The organism is Pseudarthrobacter sp. PH31-O2, from assembly GCF_030063265.1.
Lineage (GTDB): Bacteria > Actinomycetota > Actinomycetes > Actinomycetales > Micrococcaceae > Arthrobacter.
In genome coordinates this window covers 25,841-43,944 of record NZ_JASIST010000002.1, presented here as the reverse complement: position 1 = coordinate 43,944, position 18,104 = coordinate 25,841, and the positions used below count along the sequence as shown (strand labels likewise).

The following is an 18,104-nucleotide window of genomic DNA, read 5'->3' as shown; positions in this document are numbered from 1 at the left end:
CGGCGGCGGACTCTCGCAGTTCCAGCGTAGCGAGGCGGCACCCCTGCCGTCCTGGTGCATTCCGGCCCGAAGGGTGCAGCAGTGGGGCGGAATGCCCCCTCCTTCGCCCCCGGCCCAGGGCACCGGCACCACGCGGGGCCGGTAGCCAGTCGTTCGCCCCGGCCGCCAAGCTGCCATGCGTTAACTTCTTGACTACAAGATGCAAATACGGCACGCTTCATTTTATGCCACCACCAACTCGCTCAACGAGGAGCCGAACCAAAAACCCGGGATCACAATCCGCGCTCCGGCATTTAAACCAGCAGCGGATCATTGAATGCCTGCTCGCCGGCCCCTCCACCCAGGCCGAACTCGCACGGCAAACCGGCCTGTCGACGGCCACGGTTTCAAATATTGTCAAGATCATGCAGGACGCCGGACTGGCCTCCACCGAACCGATCACCAGCTCCGGCCGGCGGGCCCTGAACGTCCGGCTCAACAGCAACGGCGCCGTCGCCGTTGGCATCGACTTCGGCCGCCGGCACCTGCGGGTGGTCCTGGCGTCCCTGAGCTATCACGTCATCGCCGAGGAATCGGTACTGCTGCCCTTGGGGCACCACGCCGAGGAGGGCATCAAAGCCGCCGTCGGACTCCTGGATCGGCTCCTGGCGGACAGTGGCGTGGAACGCAGCGCGGTGGTTGGCGCCGGCGTCGGCATCCCCGGCCCCATTGACCGCCGGACGGGGACCGTGGTGCAGGGTGCGATCCTGCCCGAATGGGTGGGGATCAACATCCTGCAGCGCCTCGAGGAAGCCCTGGATCTCCCGGTTTTTGTGGACAACGACGCCAACCTGGGAGCCTTGTCGGAAGTCACCTGGGGTCCGCACACGGGCATCAACAACCTGATGTTCCTCAAGATCGGCTCCGGCATCGGCGCGGGGCTGATCCTGAACGGGATGCCCTACTACGGCAACGTGGGAATCACCGGTGAAATCGGCCATGCGACCATCCATGAACACGGGCTGGTCTGCCGCTGCGGGAACCGCGGCTGCCTGGAAACCATCGCCTCCACCACCACAATGATCGAGCTCCTGGGCCGCGGCGAGGACAAGCCGTTAACCCCGGAGGACATTGTCCGCAAGGCCCTCGCCCGGGACTCTGCGACCCTGCGGGTGGTCGACGACGCCGGCCTCGCCGCCGGCCGCGCCCTGGGCAACGTGGCGAATCTGATCAATCCCGAAGTGATAGTGGTGGGAGGCCCGCTGGCGGAACTCGGGGAACTGCTGCTGGACCCGATCCGCCGGGGCCTGGTCCGGCACGCGGTACCCGTGGTCGGCGAGACAACTGTCCTGACAATGTCCTCCCTGGGTGGCCGCGCGGAGGCCCTCGGTGCCACCGCGCTGGTCTTCCAGCACGCCGGAATCCGGCGGAATTGAGATTTTTGTTATCGGGCTGTTGCGTTAAAGACTTGACGACAACGCCTGTGATCCAGTTTACTTTTTCATCAGACGGCCCTGCGGTTTGCAGGGGCGGACAACGAAGTCATGCATTGGAGGCGTAAGGGCAAATGACGTCCCTCAACACGCACAGCGATCCGATAATCCTCGAGATGCGCTCCATCACCAAAGAGTTCCCCGGCGTTAAAGCATTGGCCGAGGTGACCCTGCTGGTGAAGGCCGGAGAAATCCACGCGATCTGCGGTGAAAACGGCGCCGGCAAGTCCACCCTGATGAAAGTACTCTCCGGCGTCTATCCGCACGGCACCTACACCGGGGACATCGTCTACCAGAGCGAAGTCCAGGAATTCAAGGACATCCGGGCCAGCGAGCAGGCCGGCATTGTGATCATCCACCAGGAACTCGCGCTGATCCCGGAGCTTTCCATCATGGAAAACATCTTCCTGGGCAACGAACCCACCAGGCGCGGGGTCATCAACTGGGATGAGGCCCGCAGCCGCTCCATCGAACTCCTGGCCCGGGTCGGCCTGCGCGAGGATCCGGACACACCGGTCAAGGAAATCGGCGTCGGCAAGCAGCAGCTCGTGGAAATCGCCAAGGCGCTAAACAAAAAAGTCAAGCTCCTCATCCTGGACGAGCCCACCGCGGCGCTGAACGAATCCGACTCCCAGCACCTGCTGGACCTGATCCTCGGCCTCAAGGGCCGCGGCATTACCTCGATCATCATTTCGCACAAGCTCAACGAGATCGAGCAGATCGCGGATTCCATTACGATCATCCGCGACGGCAAATCGATCGAAACGCTTGACGTCAAGGCCGACGGCGTCGATGAAGACCGCATCATCAAGGGCATGGTGGGCCGGACCCTGGAATCCAGGTTCCCGGACCACGAGCCCAAGATCGGCCAGACCTTCTTCGAGGTGAAGAACTGGAATGTGGGGCACCCGCAGATCCAGGACCGACTGGTCTGCAAGAACTCCAACTTTTTTGTCCGCCGCGGTGAAATCGTTGGCTTCGCCGGTTTGATGGGTGCCGGCCGCACCGAGCTCGCACGGTCCCTCTTCGGCCGCTCCTACGGTCGTTTTATCTCCGGCCAGGTGTACAAGGACGGCAAGGAACTGCACCTCAAGAACGTCAAGCAGGCCATCGACGCCGGTCTTGGCTACGTCACCGAGGACCGCAAGTCCCTGGGCCTGAACCTGCTCGATGACATCAAGGCCACCACAGTCTCCGCCGCGCTGAAGAAGGTCAGCAAGCACAACATCGTTGATGCCGACCGGGAATTCAGCGTCGCCGAGCAGTACCGCAAGTCGCTGCGCACCAAGGCGCCCTCCGTGGAAGAAGGCGTCGCCAAGCTTTCCGGCGGCAACCAGCAAAAGGTTGTCCTGGCGAAGTGGATGTTTACCGATCCGGACCTGCTGATCCTGGACGAGCCCACCCGCGGGATCGACGTCGGTGCCAAGTACGAGATCTACGGCATCATTCAGCAGCTGGCCAACCAGGGGAAGGGCGTCATCGTCATCTCCTCGGAACTTCCCGAACTCCTGGGACTCTCCGACCGCATCTACACCATCTTTGAGGGCGCCATCACCGGTGTGCTCGACAAGGACGAAGCCAGCCAGGAAAGCCTCATGAAACTCATGACTTCCGCCCGCAAGACCGCCTGACACTCTGGACCATCCAGAACATTCCGGACCACAAGGACTGACACAATGAACGCGCTCAAGAAGCTCTTTGGCGGCAATACCCGCCAATTCGGCATGATCTTCGCCCTGGTTGCACTGATCGTCTTCTTCCAAATATTCACCGAGGGACGCACGCTCACCCCGGGCAACGTCATCAACCTCTTCAACGGCAACTCCTACATCCTGATCCTCGCCATCGGGATGGTGCTGGTGATTATCGCCGGCCACATCGACCTCTCGGTGGGCTCGGTCGCGGCATTCGTGGGCGTCAGCGTGGCCCTCATGATCCGTGACTGGGGCATCCCCTGGTACCTCGGCGTCCTCTTTGGACTGCTGCTCGGTGCCCTGATCGGGGCCTGGCAGGGCTTCTGGACGGCCTACGTCGGGATCCCGGCCTTCATCGTCACGCTGGCCGGTATGCTGCTGTTCCGCGGCTTCAACCAGTTCGTCGGTAAGTCCAACACCATCCCGGTCCCAGCCGATTTCCAGTACATCGGTTCCGGTTACCTGCCCGAGTTCGGGCCCAACACCGGCTACAACAACCTGACCCTGCTGCTGGGACTTGCCGGTGTGGCCTTCGTGATCGTCAGCGAAATCCGCTCCCGCCGCAAGGCCAAGGCCTTGGGCGCCGAGGTGCCCGAATCCTGGGTGACCGTCACCAAACTGGTCCTGATCTGCGGCGCCATCCTGTACGCCACGTACCTGTTCGCGACCGGCCGGCCCGGCACCTCGTTCCCGATCCCGGGGCTGATCCTTGCCGTCCTGGTCCTGATTTACGGCTTCATCTCGTCCAAGACAATCATCGGCCGCCATGTCTACGCCGTCGGCGGCAACCGCCATGCGGCCGAGCTCTCCGGGGTGCAGTCCAAGAAGGTCAACTTCCTGGTGATGATGAACATGTCCGTCCTGGCAGGACTCGCCGGCATGATCTTCGTTGGCCGCTCCACCGCTTCCGGCCCGTTCGACGGCGTCGGCTGGGAACTTGACGCCATCGCGGCCGTCTTCATCGGCGGCGCGGCCGTCACCGGCGGCGTCGGCACCGTGATCGGCTCGATCGTCGGCGGCCTGGTGATGGCGGTGCTGAACAACGGCCTGCAGCTGCTCGGTGTCGGCGCGGACCTCACCCAGATCATCAAGGGCCTCGTGCTCCTGATCGCCGTCGCCTTCGACGTCTACAACAAGACGCAGGGCAAAAAATCGCTCATCGGAATGATGATGAAAAACTTCGGCCGCAACAACGAGATCAAACCCGACGAGACCACCTCCACCAAAGAGGTCATCGCCAAGGGCGCCTAGTTCTCCCCCTGATCCGCTCCACCACGATTCTCCGCACCCCATCTAAAGAAAGAGAACCAAGCAATGCAACTGATTGGTAAAGCAGGAAAGGCAGCGGCTATCGCCGCTATCGCAGCACTGGCGCTGACGGCCTGCGGCCGCACGGATACCGCCACTACCGGCGGAACCTCCGGGGCAGCGGGCGGATTCCCGCAGGAATCCTCGATCGGCGTCGCACTCCCGCAGAAGACGTCCGAGAACTGGGTCCTGGCCGAGAAGCTGTTCAACGACGGCCTCAACGGCGCCGGCTTCAAGGCAGATGTGCAATTCGCCAACGGCGGCGTGTCCGAGCAGCAGAACCAGATCAGCGCCATGGTCACCAAGGGCGCCAAGGTCATCATCGTCGGCGCCATCGACGGTGCACAGCTGGGCACCCAGCTCAAGCAGGCCAAGGACGCCGGCGCTACGATCATCGCGTATGACCGGCTGCTGCTGAACACCGAGAACGTGGACTACTACGTGGCCTACGACAACTTCAAGGTCGGCGTACTTCAGGGCCAGGCCCTGCTGGACGGTATGAAGGCCAAGAAGCCCCAAGGCCCGTACAACATCGAACTGTTCGCCGGTTCCCCGGATGATGCCAATGCGAAGGTCTTCTTCGACGGCGCCATGAGCGTGCTCAAGCCGAAAATCGACGACGGCACCCTCAAGGTCCTTTCCGGCCAGACCTCGTTCGAACAGGCCGTAACCCAGGGCTGGAAGGCCGAGAACGCCCAGAAGCGGGCCGACACCCTGCTGACCGGCAGCTACGGCTCGGCAACCCTGGATGGTGTGCTCTCCCCCAACGACACGCTGGCCCGCGCAGTCCTGACCTCGGTCAAGGCCGCCGGCAAGCCGCTCCCGGTCATCACCGGCCAGGACTCGGAAGTTGAATCCGTCAAGTCCATCCTTGCCGGTGAGCAGTACTCCACCATCAACAAGGACACCCGCAAGCTCGTTGAGCACGCAATCACCATGGTCAAGGATCTCCAGGCCGGCAAAAAGCCTGAGGTCAATGACGACAAGTCCTACAACAACAAGGTCAAGGTAGTTCCCGCGTTCCTGCTGGAGCCGGTTATCGTGACCAAGGAAAACGTCAAGACTGCTTACACCGACGATCCGGTACTCGGGCCGCTGACGAAGTAGTTCATTCGTTGATCCAGCATTGAGCCCCGGCTCCGCCTGACGGCGGGCCGGGGCTTTTTGCTGCCCTCATGCCAGCGGCCGGCGGCGGGCTTCACAGCAGATCCATAGCTCCGGCGGGTGAACTGCACAGCAGCGAGTACCAGTGTGGTCTCATCCTCCGGCCGCTCGGGCCGGACTGAGTTTTCCTAGGAGTCACGTGAGCGTCGCTCAATGCCTCGGTAGGCACCGTGCTGACAATCAACCCCGCCGGTGGCCAGGGCTTCGAAGGCGGCGGCGAGCCGCTCACCGCTGAACAAGCCACGACCGCGGCCGCAGTGGCCAATGTAAGCACCGTCGTGGGCACCAAGGCACTCCGTTTGCGCAACGCCGAGGCGGCCGCCGCCCAAGGCGGGACAGGAGGCCCGGGCGGGCAAGGCGGCCCGGGCGGCCGGTCCGCCACGACCGTTACCACAAGCCTTAAGGCAGCCATCGACGCCGGGACCCTCGGCGCCCGCAACCAGGCCGCAACGGGCAGCAGTCCAGCAACGGCACCGGCGTTCTCCGTGCCCGTCACCGCCACCGGCATCGGAGCCGAAGTCGATACCGCCGGCAAGGCCCTTGCACTGACCGGCGGCACGGGCCTCGGCGATTATACGGCCGCCTCCACCGGCGCCCTCCTGGGAGCCACCCTGGCCGAGAAGAACGGCCTTACGGTCGGTTCCGCATTCACCATCAACAACCAGACGTTCACCGTGACTGGCCTGTTCGATGCCGGCACGGCCTTCGGCAATAACGCCCTCTACCTCACTCTCCCCACCGCCCAGACCCTCGCGGAACTTCCCGGCGAACTCTCCACCATGATCGTCACCGTCAACTCCCTGGAGAACGTCGACGCCGCCAAGACAGCGCTGCAGGCTGCGCTCGGCACCGATAAGGCGGATGTCAGCCAGGGCCAGCGCAACCTCGAAACCGCTGTCAGCTCACTGGGCAGCGTCAAGAACATCTCCCTCATCGCCTTCGTGGCGGCCTTGGCCACCGCCGGGCTGATCATCCTGCTGATCATGGTCATGCTGGTCCGCGAGCGCCGCCGGGAAATCGGTGTCCTGAAGGCCATTGGCGCACCGAACCGCACCATCGGCCTGCAGTTTGTGCTGGAGGCACTCGTTCTTGTGGCCTTGGGCAGTGTGGTGGGCGCCGCCGTCGCGTCCTTCGCCAGCGGCGGCATCGCCAGCGCACTGATCAGTTCCAACAGCACCGCCGCGGCCACCCCCGTCCCGCGCGCCGGGGCCCGCGGATTCCCCGGCGGATTCCCCGGCGGCGACCCCGTCGGCGGGGCCAGCCAATTGCTGACCTCCGTGACCGCGAGCGCCTCCCCCGGCGTTATTGCCGCGGGCATTGCCGCAGTCTTTGGTGTCGCCATCGTCGGGGCGCTGGTCCCGGCCCTGCTTACGGCCCGCATCCGCCCCATCGAAGTCCTCCGAGGAGAATAGCCATGATCGAAGTCAAGAACCTGGTCCGGACGTTCAATTCCGGCGACCGCACCATCAAACCCGTCAACGATGTCAGCTTCTCGCTGGAGCAGGGCACCTTGGCCTCAATCGTCGGCAAGAGCGGCAGCGGCAAGAGCACCTTGTTGTCCCTGCTTGGCGCCCTCGACAAACCAACGAGCGGCGACGTGCTGGTCAATGGCGTGAGCCTGGCCGACATGCCGGACAGCAGGCTCACCGAGTACCGGCGTCGGGACATCGGCTTTGTGTTCCAACAGTTCAACCTGATTCCCAACCTTTCCGCGGCGGACAACGTGATGTTGCCAATGGAGTTTGCCGGGGTGCGCAGGGCTGCGCGCCTGGAGCGGGCCCGGGCGTTGCTCGAGCAGGTGCAGCTGGATCCGGACAAGCACGGGCGGCGCATTAACCGGCTCTCCGGCGGGGAGCAACAACGGGTGGCCATCGCCCGGGCACTTGCCAACTCCCCCGCGCTGATCCTCGCGGATGAACCAACGGGCAACCTGGACGAACAGACCGGCGAACACATCATCGAGCTCCTCAGCTCGCTCAGCCGGGACCATAACACCACTATCCTGGTGGTCACGCACGACCGTTCGCTGGCCAACAAGACCGACCGGCGGTTCCGGCTCCAGCAGGGCCGGCTGACGGAGGAGGCGGCCCGCAGCCGGCTCAGCGCCGCGACTCCCGCCTAACGTCAGGGCACGGCCCCGGACGCTGTCCCCGGCACGGGCCGGCGCAGTCCCGCACACCGCCGGCCCGGGTGAGAGGATGGCACCATGACCGCCCACATCGCCACGCCCTGGCTGTTCAGCCAGCCGGACTCCGATCCCCGCACCGCCACCGGTGCCCGGCTGCGCTGGGGGGTCATCGCCACGGGAGGCATCGCCGCGGCGGTGACCCGCGACCTGGAACTCTTGGCCGATGCCGAGCTCTACGCAGTCAGCTCGCGCAGCCAGCCGGGCGCCGATGCGTTCGCAGCCGATTTCGGCTTCGCCCGGGCCTACGGAGACGGTGACGGACGCAGCGGCTTTGAGCGGCTGCTCGCCGACGACGCGGTCGACGTCGTCTACGTTGCCACCCCGCACGCCCACCATCACCGCATCGCGCTGGCAGCCCTCAACGCGGGCAAGCACGTCCTGTGCGAAAAGGCGCTCACCGTCAATGCACGCGAGGCCGCCGAGCTTGTGTCCGTGGCCCGGGTCAAGGGCCTGTTCCTGATGGAGGCCATGTGGAGCCGCTTCCTGCCGGGCATGCAGCGGGCTTTCGAGATCGCGGCGTCCGGCGAGCTCGGCGACGTCAAGTGGGTAGCGGCGGATCTGGGATTCCCGGCACCGTATTCGCCCACCTCGCGCCTATGGGCTCCGAACGACGGCGGCGGCGCGCTGCTTGACCTCACCGTTTACCCGCTGCTCTGGGCCCTGGGCACCCTGGGTTTCCCGGCGACCGTCAGCGCCACGGGCTGGCTGAACGAGGACGGCGTGGACGCCCAGAATGCGCTGACCCTTGGCTACCGGCACGGCGCCCAGGCGCAGCTGACCTCGTCCCTGCTGGCGTACGGCCCGCGGACCGCCACGGTGGCCGGCAGCAAGGGATTCCTGCAGTCCATCGGCTCGATCAACAACCCGAAGGAGCTGCTCGTTCGGGTTGGCTTCGACGAGCCCCGCATCGAGTCCTTCGACGTCGTTGGGCGCGGCTATAGCTATGAACTGCGCGAGGTGACGCGCTGCATCCAGCAGGACCTCGCGGAGAGTCCCGTGATGCCCCTGGAGGACTCCCTCAACACCATGCGGCTCTTCGACGGGGTGCGCTCCCAGCTGGGGGTAAGCTACCCAAACGACGCCCGCTGACGGCGTTCCCGCCGCCCCGGCCTGCATCGATTTTACGGCGGGCTCTGGACTAGCACCCCGAGTGCGGGCTTATCCTAGAGGCAACCATCGGGATTTCGCGGGAGTGGGGTGCAGGCATGGACTCAACATCAGCGCCGTTCCGCACGCGCCGCCCGCTCCGGCGGATGATCTTGGGAAGCCTCGCCGGCGTCGCCTGGCTGGCTGTCTCCGCGTCAGTTGCCACCGCAGACGACTCGGCCGCCTCCGCTCCGGCCTCGGCCGCAACGATCGTGGACGTTGCAGTGGTCCCCCTACCTCCCGACCCGGCCGCCTACCTTCCTGCCCCCGCCGGGGCAGCTTCGGATGCGGTGGCAGACGCCGTGACGGATGCCGCAGCAGCCGCGGATGTGCCGTGGACGACGGTCCCGGCGGCGGACCCTACAGTGGTACTGTCCCCGGTCGTCGAGGTGCCGCCGCTCCCGGTCACTGTCCCCGACCCGGTCCTGGTCCCCGACCCGACCCCCGTCCCGGTCCCCGATCCGACCCTCCCGGTCACTGTCCCGGACCCGGTCCCGGTCCCCGACCCGACCCTCCCGGTTCCCGACCCGGTCACTGTCCCGGACCCGGTCCCCGTCCCCGACCCGACCCTCCCGGTCGCCGTCCCCGCAGCGGGTCCTGTTCCGAACGACCCTTCGGTCGCCGGTCCCGAATCGACGCAGCCGGCCGCAACATCCACCGTCCCCACGGCACCGCCGGCGGCGACGGACCGGACTCCTGGTGACCCGGCGCTTCCCGGTCCGGTGCCGCCGGCTTCGGACCCGGCATCCGCGGCACTCGACGTAGCCCTGGCCGCGCGGGGTCCTGCCCCGTCAGCCGTTCCCGCCGGGTTCTATTCCGGCAGCACCTACCCACCGGCTCTGGATACCGCAACGCGGCCGAGAGCGGACGGACAGAAACCAGACTCCGTTCCCGCATCGGGCTCCGGCCCGGGCGCAAAGGCACCCCAGTCCCCTGCGGGCCAAGCACCCCGCGCCCCTTTTCATAACGAGAAGAATCTACCGACACCCACTGCCCTGCCCGCCGCGCCGGGTTCGGGCTCCGGCAACACCATCTCCTCCGGCGGGCCTTCAGGTGGCGCCGCTTGGCTTCCCAGCCTGTACTTGATCATTCCCACGGCCGCCGCTGAACCGATCCGCGGCCCGCTCCAGCACGCACACCCGGCCGCCGCTGCGGACCCGGGTTCATCTCCCGACTAATCGGCCGTCCCCTACCTCCACTGTGCACGGCCAACCGGGCGCTTGTGAGCGCCCGCCAACAGTCATTCAGGAGATCCCCAATGGACGCCATGGTCCGCTGCCGTCATTGCGGCACCCACCCTTCCGCCGCCCCCGCGCTGACACCGGCAGAGCCCAAACCCGAAGCGAACCCGCCTGCCGGACCGCCAACGCGCCGCAGACCGTCGCCCCGGCCGGCGGGGCGGCATCCGCCGTAGGACGCTAACGCCTTCCGACCAGGCCTTCGTGGGGCCGGGCGACGTCGGTGGGTCCGCTGGGGGACTCACCGGCAATCGCGTTCCGGCAACGTTTGGCCCCGGATGGCAGCCGTCGGTCCGCGGCCGCCATCCGGGGGGCCGTGCCGTCCCGGTATCATTCTTGGGAGGCGCCGCCTTGGCGCACGGGAACGGACGGGGACCAGTGTGACGAGTTCGCCCAATTACGACACCGCAACACTCGTCGGTGGTCGCTACCTGCTGGCCGAGATGATCGGCCGGGGCGGCATGGCTTCGGTCTACTCCGCCAAGGATACGAACCTGGGCCGGGACGTGGCCCTCAAACTCTTTGCGCCGAAGTCCACGGATCCGGAAGACATCCGGCGCCAGGAGGCGGAGGTGCAGTTGCTGGCAACTCTGAACCATCCGGGCCTGGTGACCCTCTTCGACTCCGGTGTCGATACCCGCGTTCCCGGGGAACCCCGGCCGTTCCTGACCATGGAGCTGGTGGACGGGCAGGACCTCCGCGCCCGGATCCGGCACAGCCCGCTGCCGCTCGATGAGATAGCGGTCATCGGGGCCGGCCTGTCAGACGCCCTGGCCTACGTACATTCACTCGGGATCATTCACCGGGACATTAAACCGGCCAACATCATGCTGGTTCCGCTCCGGCCCGGGGAGCCGCTGCGACCAAAACTCACGGATTTTGGGATCGCCCGCATCATGGACGGAACCCGGCTGACCGCCACCGGCACGATGGTGGGCACCGCCGCCTACCTAAGTCCGGAACAGGCCCGGGGCGCGGACCTCGGCCCTGCCAGTGACATCTATTCGTTGGGGCTGGTGCTGCTCGAAGCGATCAAAGGCGACGTCGAGTATCCGGGCAACGCCGTGGAATCCGCCGTCGCGAGGCTGCACCGTGCCCCGGCCATCCCCGATTCGGTGCCGGCCGCGTGGGCCCGGCTCATCCGGGCCATGACGGCGCTGGATCCGCAGAGCCGGCCGACTGCCGCCGAACTTGAGGTGGTGTTGCGTCACGCCCTGATTTCGCCCCGGTCCCTCCCGGGACTCCTCGTTGAAGAACGCACCCGGGTACTTCCGGCACCGCCGGCCCGGCCGCCACTGCCGCCCTCCCCCGGTCACGACGCAGGCCAGGGCCGGCCTGCCGCGTCGAACAACCTCGGCGGCCCCGCCACCGGCACCCGGTCCCTGCACCGGCTCGACCCGGACACCGTGTCCTTGCCGCCGTCGAAAACCGGCTCCCGGCCGGCGCGATCCGCCGTTCCCTTCGGGCGGGCCCGATCCGCGGTTCGCTTCGGGCGGGCCCGGCGCAGCACCCGGATGCTGCTCTTCCTTATACCCCTGGCGTTGGCGGCCGGGATCCTCGCCGTCGGCGTAGCGCTCTCGGCACCGGAACCACCCGCCGTCGTTCCCTATCCGGCCGTGACCGGGGACCTCGGCCAGCACCTGCAGGAACTCCAGGACAAGGTGGAACCATGAAGCCGACCATCCAGCCGGCCCGGGGAAACCGTCCCTGCCGCCCCGGCCCGTCCGCCGCCGGCCGGCTCCTCGGCAAGGTGGTCCTCGCCATCGTGTTGCTCTGCGGCACGGTTTCCGGCTGCGCCGCGGCCCCGGAGCTAAACGGCGATGCCGCCCGGGAACTGCAATCGCAGGTCCTTACCGTGACCGAAGCAGCCGCCGCCAACGATCCGGCAGCGGCCCTGCGGCAACTGGACGGGCTCGTCCAGAAACTGGACGAGGCGGCCGGCCGCGGCGAGGTGTCCTTCCAACGCCACCAGAGCATCCGGAAGTCCATCGATACCGTCCGCACGGACCTCAACGCCAAGCAGGCGGCCGCCGAAGCGGCGCGGGTCGCCGCCGAACAGGAAGCGGCGGCCCAGGCCCAAGCTGCCGCGCAGGCCGCAGCGGCCGCCGCCCAGGCCCAAGCCGCCGCCTCAGCTCCTGCGCCCGCGATCGCGCCTGCAGCGCCGGCGGAACCGCCGGCCGACACCGGCAAGGCCAAGGGAAAGGGCAAGGGCAAGGACTGAGTCAGTCCACTGGACCGTCAGCTCGGCCCGGACGACGCCGGGTCCAACCACGGTGGCCAAGCCGCCCGGGCCGCCCGAGCAGCCCGAGCCGAGACGGCACAACGCCCCGCGTTCCTTTCGGAAGGCGGGGCGTTGTGTGTCGCCGGACGGCTGCTAGCCGAGCATGGAGAGCACGTCGCTGAACTTCGCCGACGGCCGCATGGCGGCGGTGACCTTGGCCTCGTCCGGGTGGTAGTAGCCGCCGAGGTCCACCGGGGAACCCTGGACTGCCAGAAGCTCGCCGATGATAGTGTCCTCACCGGAGTCCAGCGCCCCGGAGACTGCGGCAAACGCTGCGGCCAGCTCGGCGTCGTCGGTCTGGCGGGACAGTTCCTGGGCCCAGAACTTGGCCAGGTAGAAGTGGCTGCCGCGGTTATCAAGCTCGCCGGCCTTGCGCTTAGGGGACTTGTTCTCCAACAGGAAGGTCCCGGTGGCGCGGTCCAGGGTGTCGGCCAGGATCTGCGCACGGGCGTTGTCCGTGGAGGTGGCAAGGTGCTCGAAGCTGACGGCGAGGGCCAGGAACTCACCCAGGCTGTCCCAGCGCAGGTGGTTTTCGCTGAGCAGCTGCTGGACGTGCTTCGGGGCGGACCCGCCGGCGCCGGTTTCGAACAGTCCGCCGCCGTTGATCAACGGAACCACTGAGAGCATCTTGGCGCTGGTGCCCAGTTCCAGGATCGGGAACAGGTCCGTCAGGTAGTCGCGCAGCACGTTCCCGGTCACCGAGATGGTGTCTTCGCCCTTGCGGATTCGTTCCAAGGTAAAGGCCGTGGCATCTTCCGGGGTCATAATGGCGAGCTGCAGGCCCTCGGTGTCGTAGTCCTTGAGGTACTCCTCAACCTTGGCGATCATCCGGGCGTCATGGGCACGGCTCTTATCCAGCCAGAAAATAGCCGGCATGGCCGAGGCGCGTGCACGGGTGACGGCCAGCTTGACCCAGTCACGGATCGGCACATCCTTGGTCTGGCAGGCACGCCAGATATCACCCGGGGCGACCTGGTGCTCGATCAGCACGGTGCCGGCGTCGTCAATGAGCTGGACGGTGCCCGCGGACTGGATCTCGAAAGTCTTGTCGTGGCTGCCGTATTCCTCTGCGGCCTGGGCCATCAGGCCGACGTTCGGGACGGTACCCATCGTGGTCGGGTCAAAGGCACCGTGGGCGCGGCAGTCGTCGATGACCACCTGGTAGATACCGGCGTAGCTGCTGTCCGGCAAGACGGCGAGCGTGTCGGCCTCCTGGCCGTCACGGCCCCACATGTGGCCGGAGCTGCGGATCATGGCCGGCATGGAGGCGTCCACGATCACGTCGGAGGGCACGTGCAGGTTGGTGATGCCCTTGTCGGAGTCAACCATGGCCAGCTCAGGCCCGTCGTTGAGGCCCTTCTTGATAGCCGCTTCAACTTCGCCGCGGATCTCCTCGGGGAGGTCCTCAAGGCCATTGAGGATCGAGGCCAGGCCGTTGTTCGGGCTCAGTCCTGCGGCGGCGATCTGGGCACCGTAGCTGTCAAAGAGTTCCGAGAAGTAAGCGGTGACAACATGGCCGAAGATGATCGGGTCCGAGATTTTCATCATGGTCGCCTTGAGGTGGGCGGAGAACAGCACACCCTCGTCCTTGGCCCGTGCCACCTGGGCCGCGAGGAAGGTGTCCAGGGCGGCCGCGCGCATCACTGTACCGTCGATGACCTCGCCGGCCAGGACGGGGAAGGCCCGCTTGAGGACCTTGACCGTGCCGTCGGCCTTGACCAGCTGGATCTTGACTTTTCCGTCGGCCTCGATGACCACGGATTTCTCGTTGGAGCGGAAATCCTCGGCATCCATGGTAGCCACGTTGGTCTTCGACGCGGAGCTCCAGGCGCCCATGCTGTGCGGGTTCTGGCGGGCGTAGGCCTTGACCGAGAGGGGTGCGCGGCGGTCCGAGTTGCCTTCACGCAGCACCGGGTTGACGGCGGAACCCTTGATCTTGTCGTAGCGGGAGCGGACGTCCGTCTCTTCGTCCGAGGAGGGGTTGTCCGGGTAGTCCGGCAGGGCGTAGCCCTGGGCCTGGAGTTCCGCGACGGCGGCCTTCAGCTGAGGCGTCGACGCGCTGATGTTGGGCAGCTTGATGATGTTGGCTTCGGGCTGCTTGACCAGTGCACCAAGTTCGGCCAGGGCGTCACTGACACGCTGCTCTTCGGTGAGGTAGTCGCCAAACGCGGCGATGATGCGGCCGGCCAGCGAAATGTCGCGGGTCTCCACTGCCACACCGGCCGTCGAAGCGAAGGCTTCGACAATCGGCAAGAACGAATAGGTTGCCAGCATCGGCGCTTCGTCGGTGTGGGTATAGATAATCTTTGCCATTGCTCGGGCGTCTCCCTGAAGGTCTGGGTATTTCCGGAATTTTGTGCCATTTCAACACCCCCTAACTTACCCGAGGGAGCGCGGTTGCCACCTACCGGCGTCGTGCTCCGACGGGTCCGTGACATCCCCGCCGGGTCGTGACAAAAATTGACAAGATACTTTACAGATTCGTCAAAGTGCCGTAGTTTCGTTCCCATCACCGCGGCCGCTACCACCGGCCGTCCCGATCTCCACCGGTTAGGACACCCATGAGAACACCCAAGACTCTGGCCACCAGCCTGCTCAGCATCTCGGCAGCAGCGCTGTTGGCGTTGAGCGCCGCGGGCGCGGCGAACGCAGCCCCGGCATCCGGCAACGCACCGACGGAAGCGTCGGGTGTCACCAGCCACGCCGTTCTCGAAACGGGCGGCGCGGAGTACTGGACGGCGGAGCGGATGCGCAACGCCGCCCCCGGTGACGTGCTGGCCGAAAAAGCGGTGCAGCGCGGCGCCGGGTCAAAGGCCGCGCTGAACCGCCCGGCGGCTGGAGCGCCGGGTACCGTCGAGGCCCTTGCCCCGAAGAAACAGGGGGCGGATATCCAGACCAAGGCGAACGCCAGCGAAACTCCGGTCAAGCACATCGGCAAGGTCTTTTTTACGCTCGGCGGCACTAACTACGTGTGCTCCGGCAATTCGGTCTCCGCCACGAACAAAAGCACCGTCTCTACGGCCGGCCACTGCATCAACGAGGGCCCGGGTGCCTTCGCCACCAAGTTCACGTTTGTCCCGGCCTACCTCAACGGGTCCGCACCCTACGGCATGTGGACGGCCAAGGCCCTCTACGCCCCGACACAGTGGAGCTCCGGCGGCGACATGACGTACGACACCGGCTTCGCGGTGATGAACACCCTCAACGGCCAGAAGCTTGCGGATGCCGTCGGTGCCTCGGGCGTGAAGTTCAGCGCTGCCCGCGGCCTGGCCTACAAGGCATTCGGCTACCCCGCGGCCGCACCCTTCAACGGTGAGTCCCTCAAGAGCTGCAGCGGCACCGCCGTCAACGACTCCTCCAACCCGCAATTCAATACCCAGGGCATTCCGTGCAACATGACCGGCGGTTCCTCGGGTGGCCCGTGGTTTATTGGAACCAGCTCCACCGGCTACCAGAACTCTGTCAACAGCTACGGCTACGGCAGTAACTCCACCACCATGTTCGGCCCGTACTGGGGATCCGTCATCCAGCAGGCCTACAACACCGCGGCCGCTTCCTAGGACAAGCAGCCACACCCACACCAGCGCGGGGTCATGCGCGGTCCATCTCCAGCAGCGGGGATGGGCCGCCGTGGCACCGCGTTGCCGTATCCGGGGGATTGGCCTGATGATGGACGCAAGGATGGACGGCGGCGATGGACGCGGCGATGGATCCGGCCGGCGGGACATGCCCGCCGTACAGGCCCAGGACTGGACATAATCCCATTGTGCCCAGCCCGTGCCGCGAAGAATGGACATGTCCCCCGGAAAGGGAGGACATGTCCATTCTTGGTGAAGCCGGGCCCGCAGAAAGCGTGCTCGCGATCCCCAGTGGAACGCGATCCCCTAGTGGAAGAAGTGCCGGGCGCCGGTGAAGTACATCGTGATGCCGGCCGCATTGGCCGCGGCGATGACCTCATCGTCCCGAACCGAGCCGCCTGGCTGCACCACGGCGCGGACGCCGGCGTCGATCAGGATCTGGAGCCCGTCTGCGAACGGGAAAAACGCGTCCGACGCCGCCACGGCACCACGGGCACGTTCCGGGGCACCCGTGGCGTCGGCGTTCGAGGCGCCGCCCGCGCCATCAACCTCGGAGTCCACGCTCACGCCGAGTGAGTTGGCCCGCTCGACGGCGAGCTTGCAGGAATCGAGCCGGTTGACCTGGCCCATGCCGATGCCCACGGCGGCGCCGTTCTGTGCCAGCAGGATGGCATTGGATTTGGCGGCCCGGCAGGCGGTCCAGGCGAAGGCGAGGTCCGCAAGCGTCCCGGGATCCGCGGCGTCACCGGCGGCGAGGGTCCAGTTGGCCGGGTCATCACCCTCGGCGTCTACCTTGTCCGTGGCCTGGACCAGCATGCCGCCGGAAACCTGGCGGAACTCCGTCGGGTAACGGCCGTAACCTTCGGGCAGGGCCAGGAGGCGGATATTCTTCTTCTTGGACAGGATTTCCACCGCTTCGTCCTCGAAACCCGGGGCAATCACTACCTCGGTGAAGATGCCGGCGACGGTCCGCGCCATGCCGGCGGTGACGGTGCGGTTGGCCGCGATCACGCCGCCAAATGCGGAGACCGGATCGCAGGCGTGCGCCTTGGCGTGCGCGTCCGCAATCGGGTCGGCGGCGGAGGCGGAACCCACAGCCACACCGCAGGGGTTGGCATGCTTGATGACCGCAACGGCGGGCTCAGCGAAGTCGAACGCAGCGCGCAGGGCGGCGTCAGCGTCGACGAAGTTGTTGTAGCTCATTGCCTTGCCGTGCAGCTGGTCGGCCTGGGCGATGCCGGCCGGGGCGGCCTTGTCCACGTAGAGGGCGGCCTGCTGGTGCGGATTTTCGCCGTAGCGCAGCACCTCGGACCGTTCCAGGGCCAGTCCGGCGTAGGCAGGCCAATCGATGACGCCGTCGCCGTCCTCGTCGAGGAACTGGCTGGCAGTCCAGCCGGCCACGGCAGTGTCATAGGCGGCGGTGTGCGCGAAGGCCTTGGCGGCGAGCCGGCGCCGGGCCTTCAGGTCAAAGCCGCCGGAGGCGGCGGCAGCAACGACGTCGTTGTACGAGGAGGGGTCCACCACAATGGTGACGGCGGCGTGGTTCTTCGCGGCCGAACGCACCATCGCCGGGCCCCCGATGTCGATCTGCTCAACGACGTCGTCCTGCGCAGCGCCGGACTTCACGGTTTCCACGAAGGGGTAGAGGTTCACCACCACCAGGTCGAACGGCTCGATGTCCAACGACGCGAGCGTCTCCATATGGGCCGGGACGCGGCGGTCGGCGAGGATGCCGCCGTGCACGCGCGGGTGCAGGGTCTTGACGCGGCCGTCGAGCATTTCCGGCGAGCCGGTGACTTCCTCGACTTCCTGCACCGGAATGCCTGCGGCGGCAATCTTTTTGGCGGTGGAGCCGGTGGAGACAATCTTGACGCCGGCTTCGTGCAGGCCCCTCGCGAGCTCCTCCAGACCGGTCTTGTCGTAGACCGAAATCAGGGCCCGGCGGATGGGGACACGGTCGATGGATACACGGTCAAGCGGCGTGAAGCTCACAAAAGTCTCCGTCTTATATCGCGGCTGGGCCGCGGGTGGTGGG

The 18,104-nt window shown here is 66.4% G+C and carries 12 protein-coding genes and 1 pseudogene; 11 read left to right on the top strand and 2 right to left on the bottom strand.

What is annotated here, in order from left to right:
• Positions 1 to 224: 224 nt before the first annotated feature.
• The 10 genes and pseudogenes from QMG72_RS04205 (at position 225) to QMG72_RS04160 (ending at position 12,431) form a co-directional block, all read left to right on the top strand.
• Positions 225 to 1,415, top strand: a complete 1,191-nt coding sequence (locus QMG72_RS04205) for an ROK family transcriptional regulator (RefSeq protein WP_226774048.1) — start codon at positions 225 to 227, stop codon at positions 1,413 to 1,415.
• A gap of 131 nt (positions 1,416 to 1,546) precedes the next feature.
• Positions 1,547 to 3,103 carry a multiple monosaccharide ABC transporter ATP-binding protein gene (gene mmsA, locus QMG72_RS04200; RefSeq protein WP_226774049.1) on the top strand — a complete coding sequence of 519 codons (1,557 nt, stop codon included), beginning with the start codon at positions 1,547 to 1,549 and terminating at the stop codon, positions 3,101 to 3,103.
• Positions 3,104 to 3,148: 45 nt separating this feature from the next.
• Positions 3,149 to 4,417, top strand: coding sequence for a multiple monosaccharide ABC transporter permease (mmsB, locus tag QMG72_RS04195; protein WP_283479757.1), 1,269 nt, complete (start codon positions 3,149 to 3,151; stop codon positions 4,415 to 4,417).
• Positions 4,418 to 4,480: 63 nt separating this feature from the next.
• Complete coding sequence (locus tag QMG72_RS04190; RefSeq protein ID WP_282359079.1) at positions 4,481 to 5,581, top strand: substrate-binding domain-containing protein; 1,101 nt, start codon at positions 4,481 to 4,483, stop codon at positions 5,579 to 5,581.
• A 206-nt stretch (positions 5,582 to 5,787) separates the two neighbouring features.
• Positions 5,788 to 7,050: pseudogene (locus tag QMG72_RS04185) on the top strand (ABC transporter permease); the annotation flags it as partial.
• A gap of 2 nt (positions 7,051 to 7,052) precedes the next feature.
• Positions 7,053 to 7,760 (top strand): ABC transporter ATP-binding protein, encoded by a 708-nt coding sequence (locus QMG72_RS04180; protein ID WP_253033425.1) that lies wholly within the window; start codon positions 7,053 to 7,055, stop codon positions 7,758 to 7,760.
• Positions 7,761 to 7,844: 84 nt separating this feature from the next.
• Positions 7,845 to 8,915, top strand: a complete 1,071-nt coding sequence (locus QMG72_RS04175) for a Gfo/Idh/MocA family protein (RefSeq protein ID WP_282359076.1) — start codon at positions 7,845 to 7,847, stop codon at positions 8,913 to 8,915.
• Positions 8,916 to 9,031: 116 nt separating this feature from the next.
• Positions 9,032 to 10,150, top strand: a complete 1,119-nt coding sequence (locus QMG72_RS04170) for a hypothetical protein (protein WP_282359074.1) — start codon at positions 9,032 to 9,034, stop codon at positions 10,148 to 10,150.
• Positions 10,151 to 10,590: 440 nt separating this feature from the next.
• Positions 10,591 to 11,883, top strand: coding sequence for a serine/threonine-protein kinase (locus QMG72_RS04165; RefSeq protein ID WP_282359073.1), 1,293 nt, complete (start codon positions 10,591 to 10,593; stop codon positions 11,881 to 11,883).
• Positions 11,880 to 12,431 (top strand): mucin-associated surface protein, encoded by a 552-nt coding sequence (locus QMG72_RS04160; protein ID WP_282359072.1) that lies wholly within the window; start codon positions 11,880 to 11,882, stop codon positions 12,429 to 12,431. Before QMG72_RS04165 ends, QMG72_RS04160 begins: the two co-directional genes overlap by 4 nt.
• 153 nt (positions 12,432 to 12,584) lie before the next feature.
• Here QMG72_RS04160 and QMG72_RS04155 read toward each other — a convergent pair whose 3' ends face one another.
• Positions 12,585 to 14,804: an NADP-dependent isocitrate dehydrogenase gene (locus QMG72_RS04155; RefSeq protein WP_282359071.1), complete on the bottom strand. Its 2,220-nt coding sequence runs from the start codon at positions 14,802 to 14,804 to the stop codon at positions 12,585 to 12,587.
• Between the two features lie 248 nt (positions 14,805 to 15,052).
• Here QMG72_RS04155 and QMG72_RS04150 point away from each other — a divergent pair, with 248 nt between their 5' ends.
• Positions 15,053 to 16,051, top strand: a complete 999-nt coding sequence (locus QMG72_RS04150; protein WP_282359070.1) for a trypsin-like serine peptidase — start codon at positions 15,053 to 15,055, stop codon at positions 16,049 to 16,051.
• A gap of 324 nt (positions 16,052 to 16,375) precedes the next feature.
• Here the strand turns inward: QMG72_RS04150 and purH are convergent, their stop codons facing one another.
• On the bottom strand, positions 16,376 to 18,061 hold the full coding sequence (gene purH / locus QMG72_RS04145; protein WP_282359069.1) for a bifunctional phosphoribosylaminoimidazolecarboxamide formyltransferase/IMP cyclohydrolase: 1,686 nt from the start codon (positions 18,059 to 18,061) through the stop codon (positions 16,376 to 16,378).
• Between the last annotated feature and the right edge of the window lie 43 nt (positions 18,062 to 18,104).

Coding starts and splice junctions, on each gene's coding strand:
- QMG72_RS04155 (WP_282359071.1), bottom strand. CDS start 14,804: ATGGCAAAGATTATCTATACCCACACCGACGAAGCGCCGATGCTGGCA.
- mmsA (WP_226774049.1), top strand. CDS start 1,547: ATGACGTCCCTCAACACGCACAGCGATCCGATAATCCTCGAGATGCGC.
- QMG72_RS04205 (WP_226774048.1), top strand. CDS start 225: ATGCCACCACCAACTCGCTCAACGAGGAGCCGAACCAAAAACCCGGGA.
- QMG72_RS04160 (WP_282359072.1), top strand. CDS start 11,880: ATGAAGCCGACCATCCAGCCGGCCCGGGGAAACCGTCCCTGCCGCCCC.
- QMG72_RS04150 (WP_282359070.1), top strand. CDS start 15,053: ATGAGAACACCCAAGACTCTGGCCACCAGCCTGCTCAGCATCTCGGCA.
- mmsB (WP_283479757.1), top strand. CDS start 3,149: ATGAACGCGCTCAAGAAGCTCTTTGGCGGCAATACCCGCCAATTCGGC.
- QMG72_RS04190 (WP_282359079.1), top strand. CDS start 4,481: ATGCAACTGATTGGTAAAGCAGGAAAGGCAGCGGCTATCGCCGCTATC.
- QMG72_RS04180 (WP_253033425.1), top strand. CDS start 7,053: ATGATCGAAGTCAAGAACCTGGTCCGGACGTTCAATTCCGGCGACCGC.
- QMG72_RS04175 (WP_282359076.1), top strand. CDS start 7,845: ATGACCGCCCACATCGCCACGCCCTGGCTGTTCAGCCAGCCGGACTCC.
- QMG72_RS04170 (WP_282359074.1), top strand. CDS start 9,032: ATGGACTCAACATCAGCGCCGTTCCGCACGCGCCGCCCGCTCCGGCGG.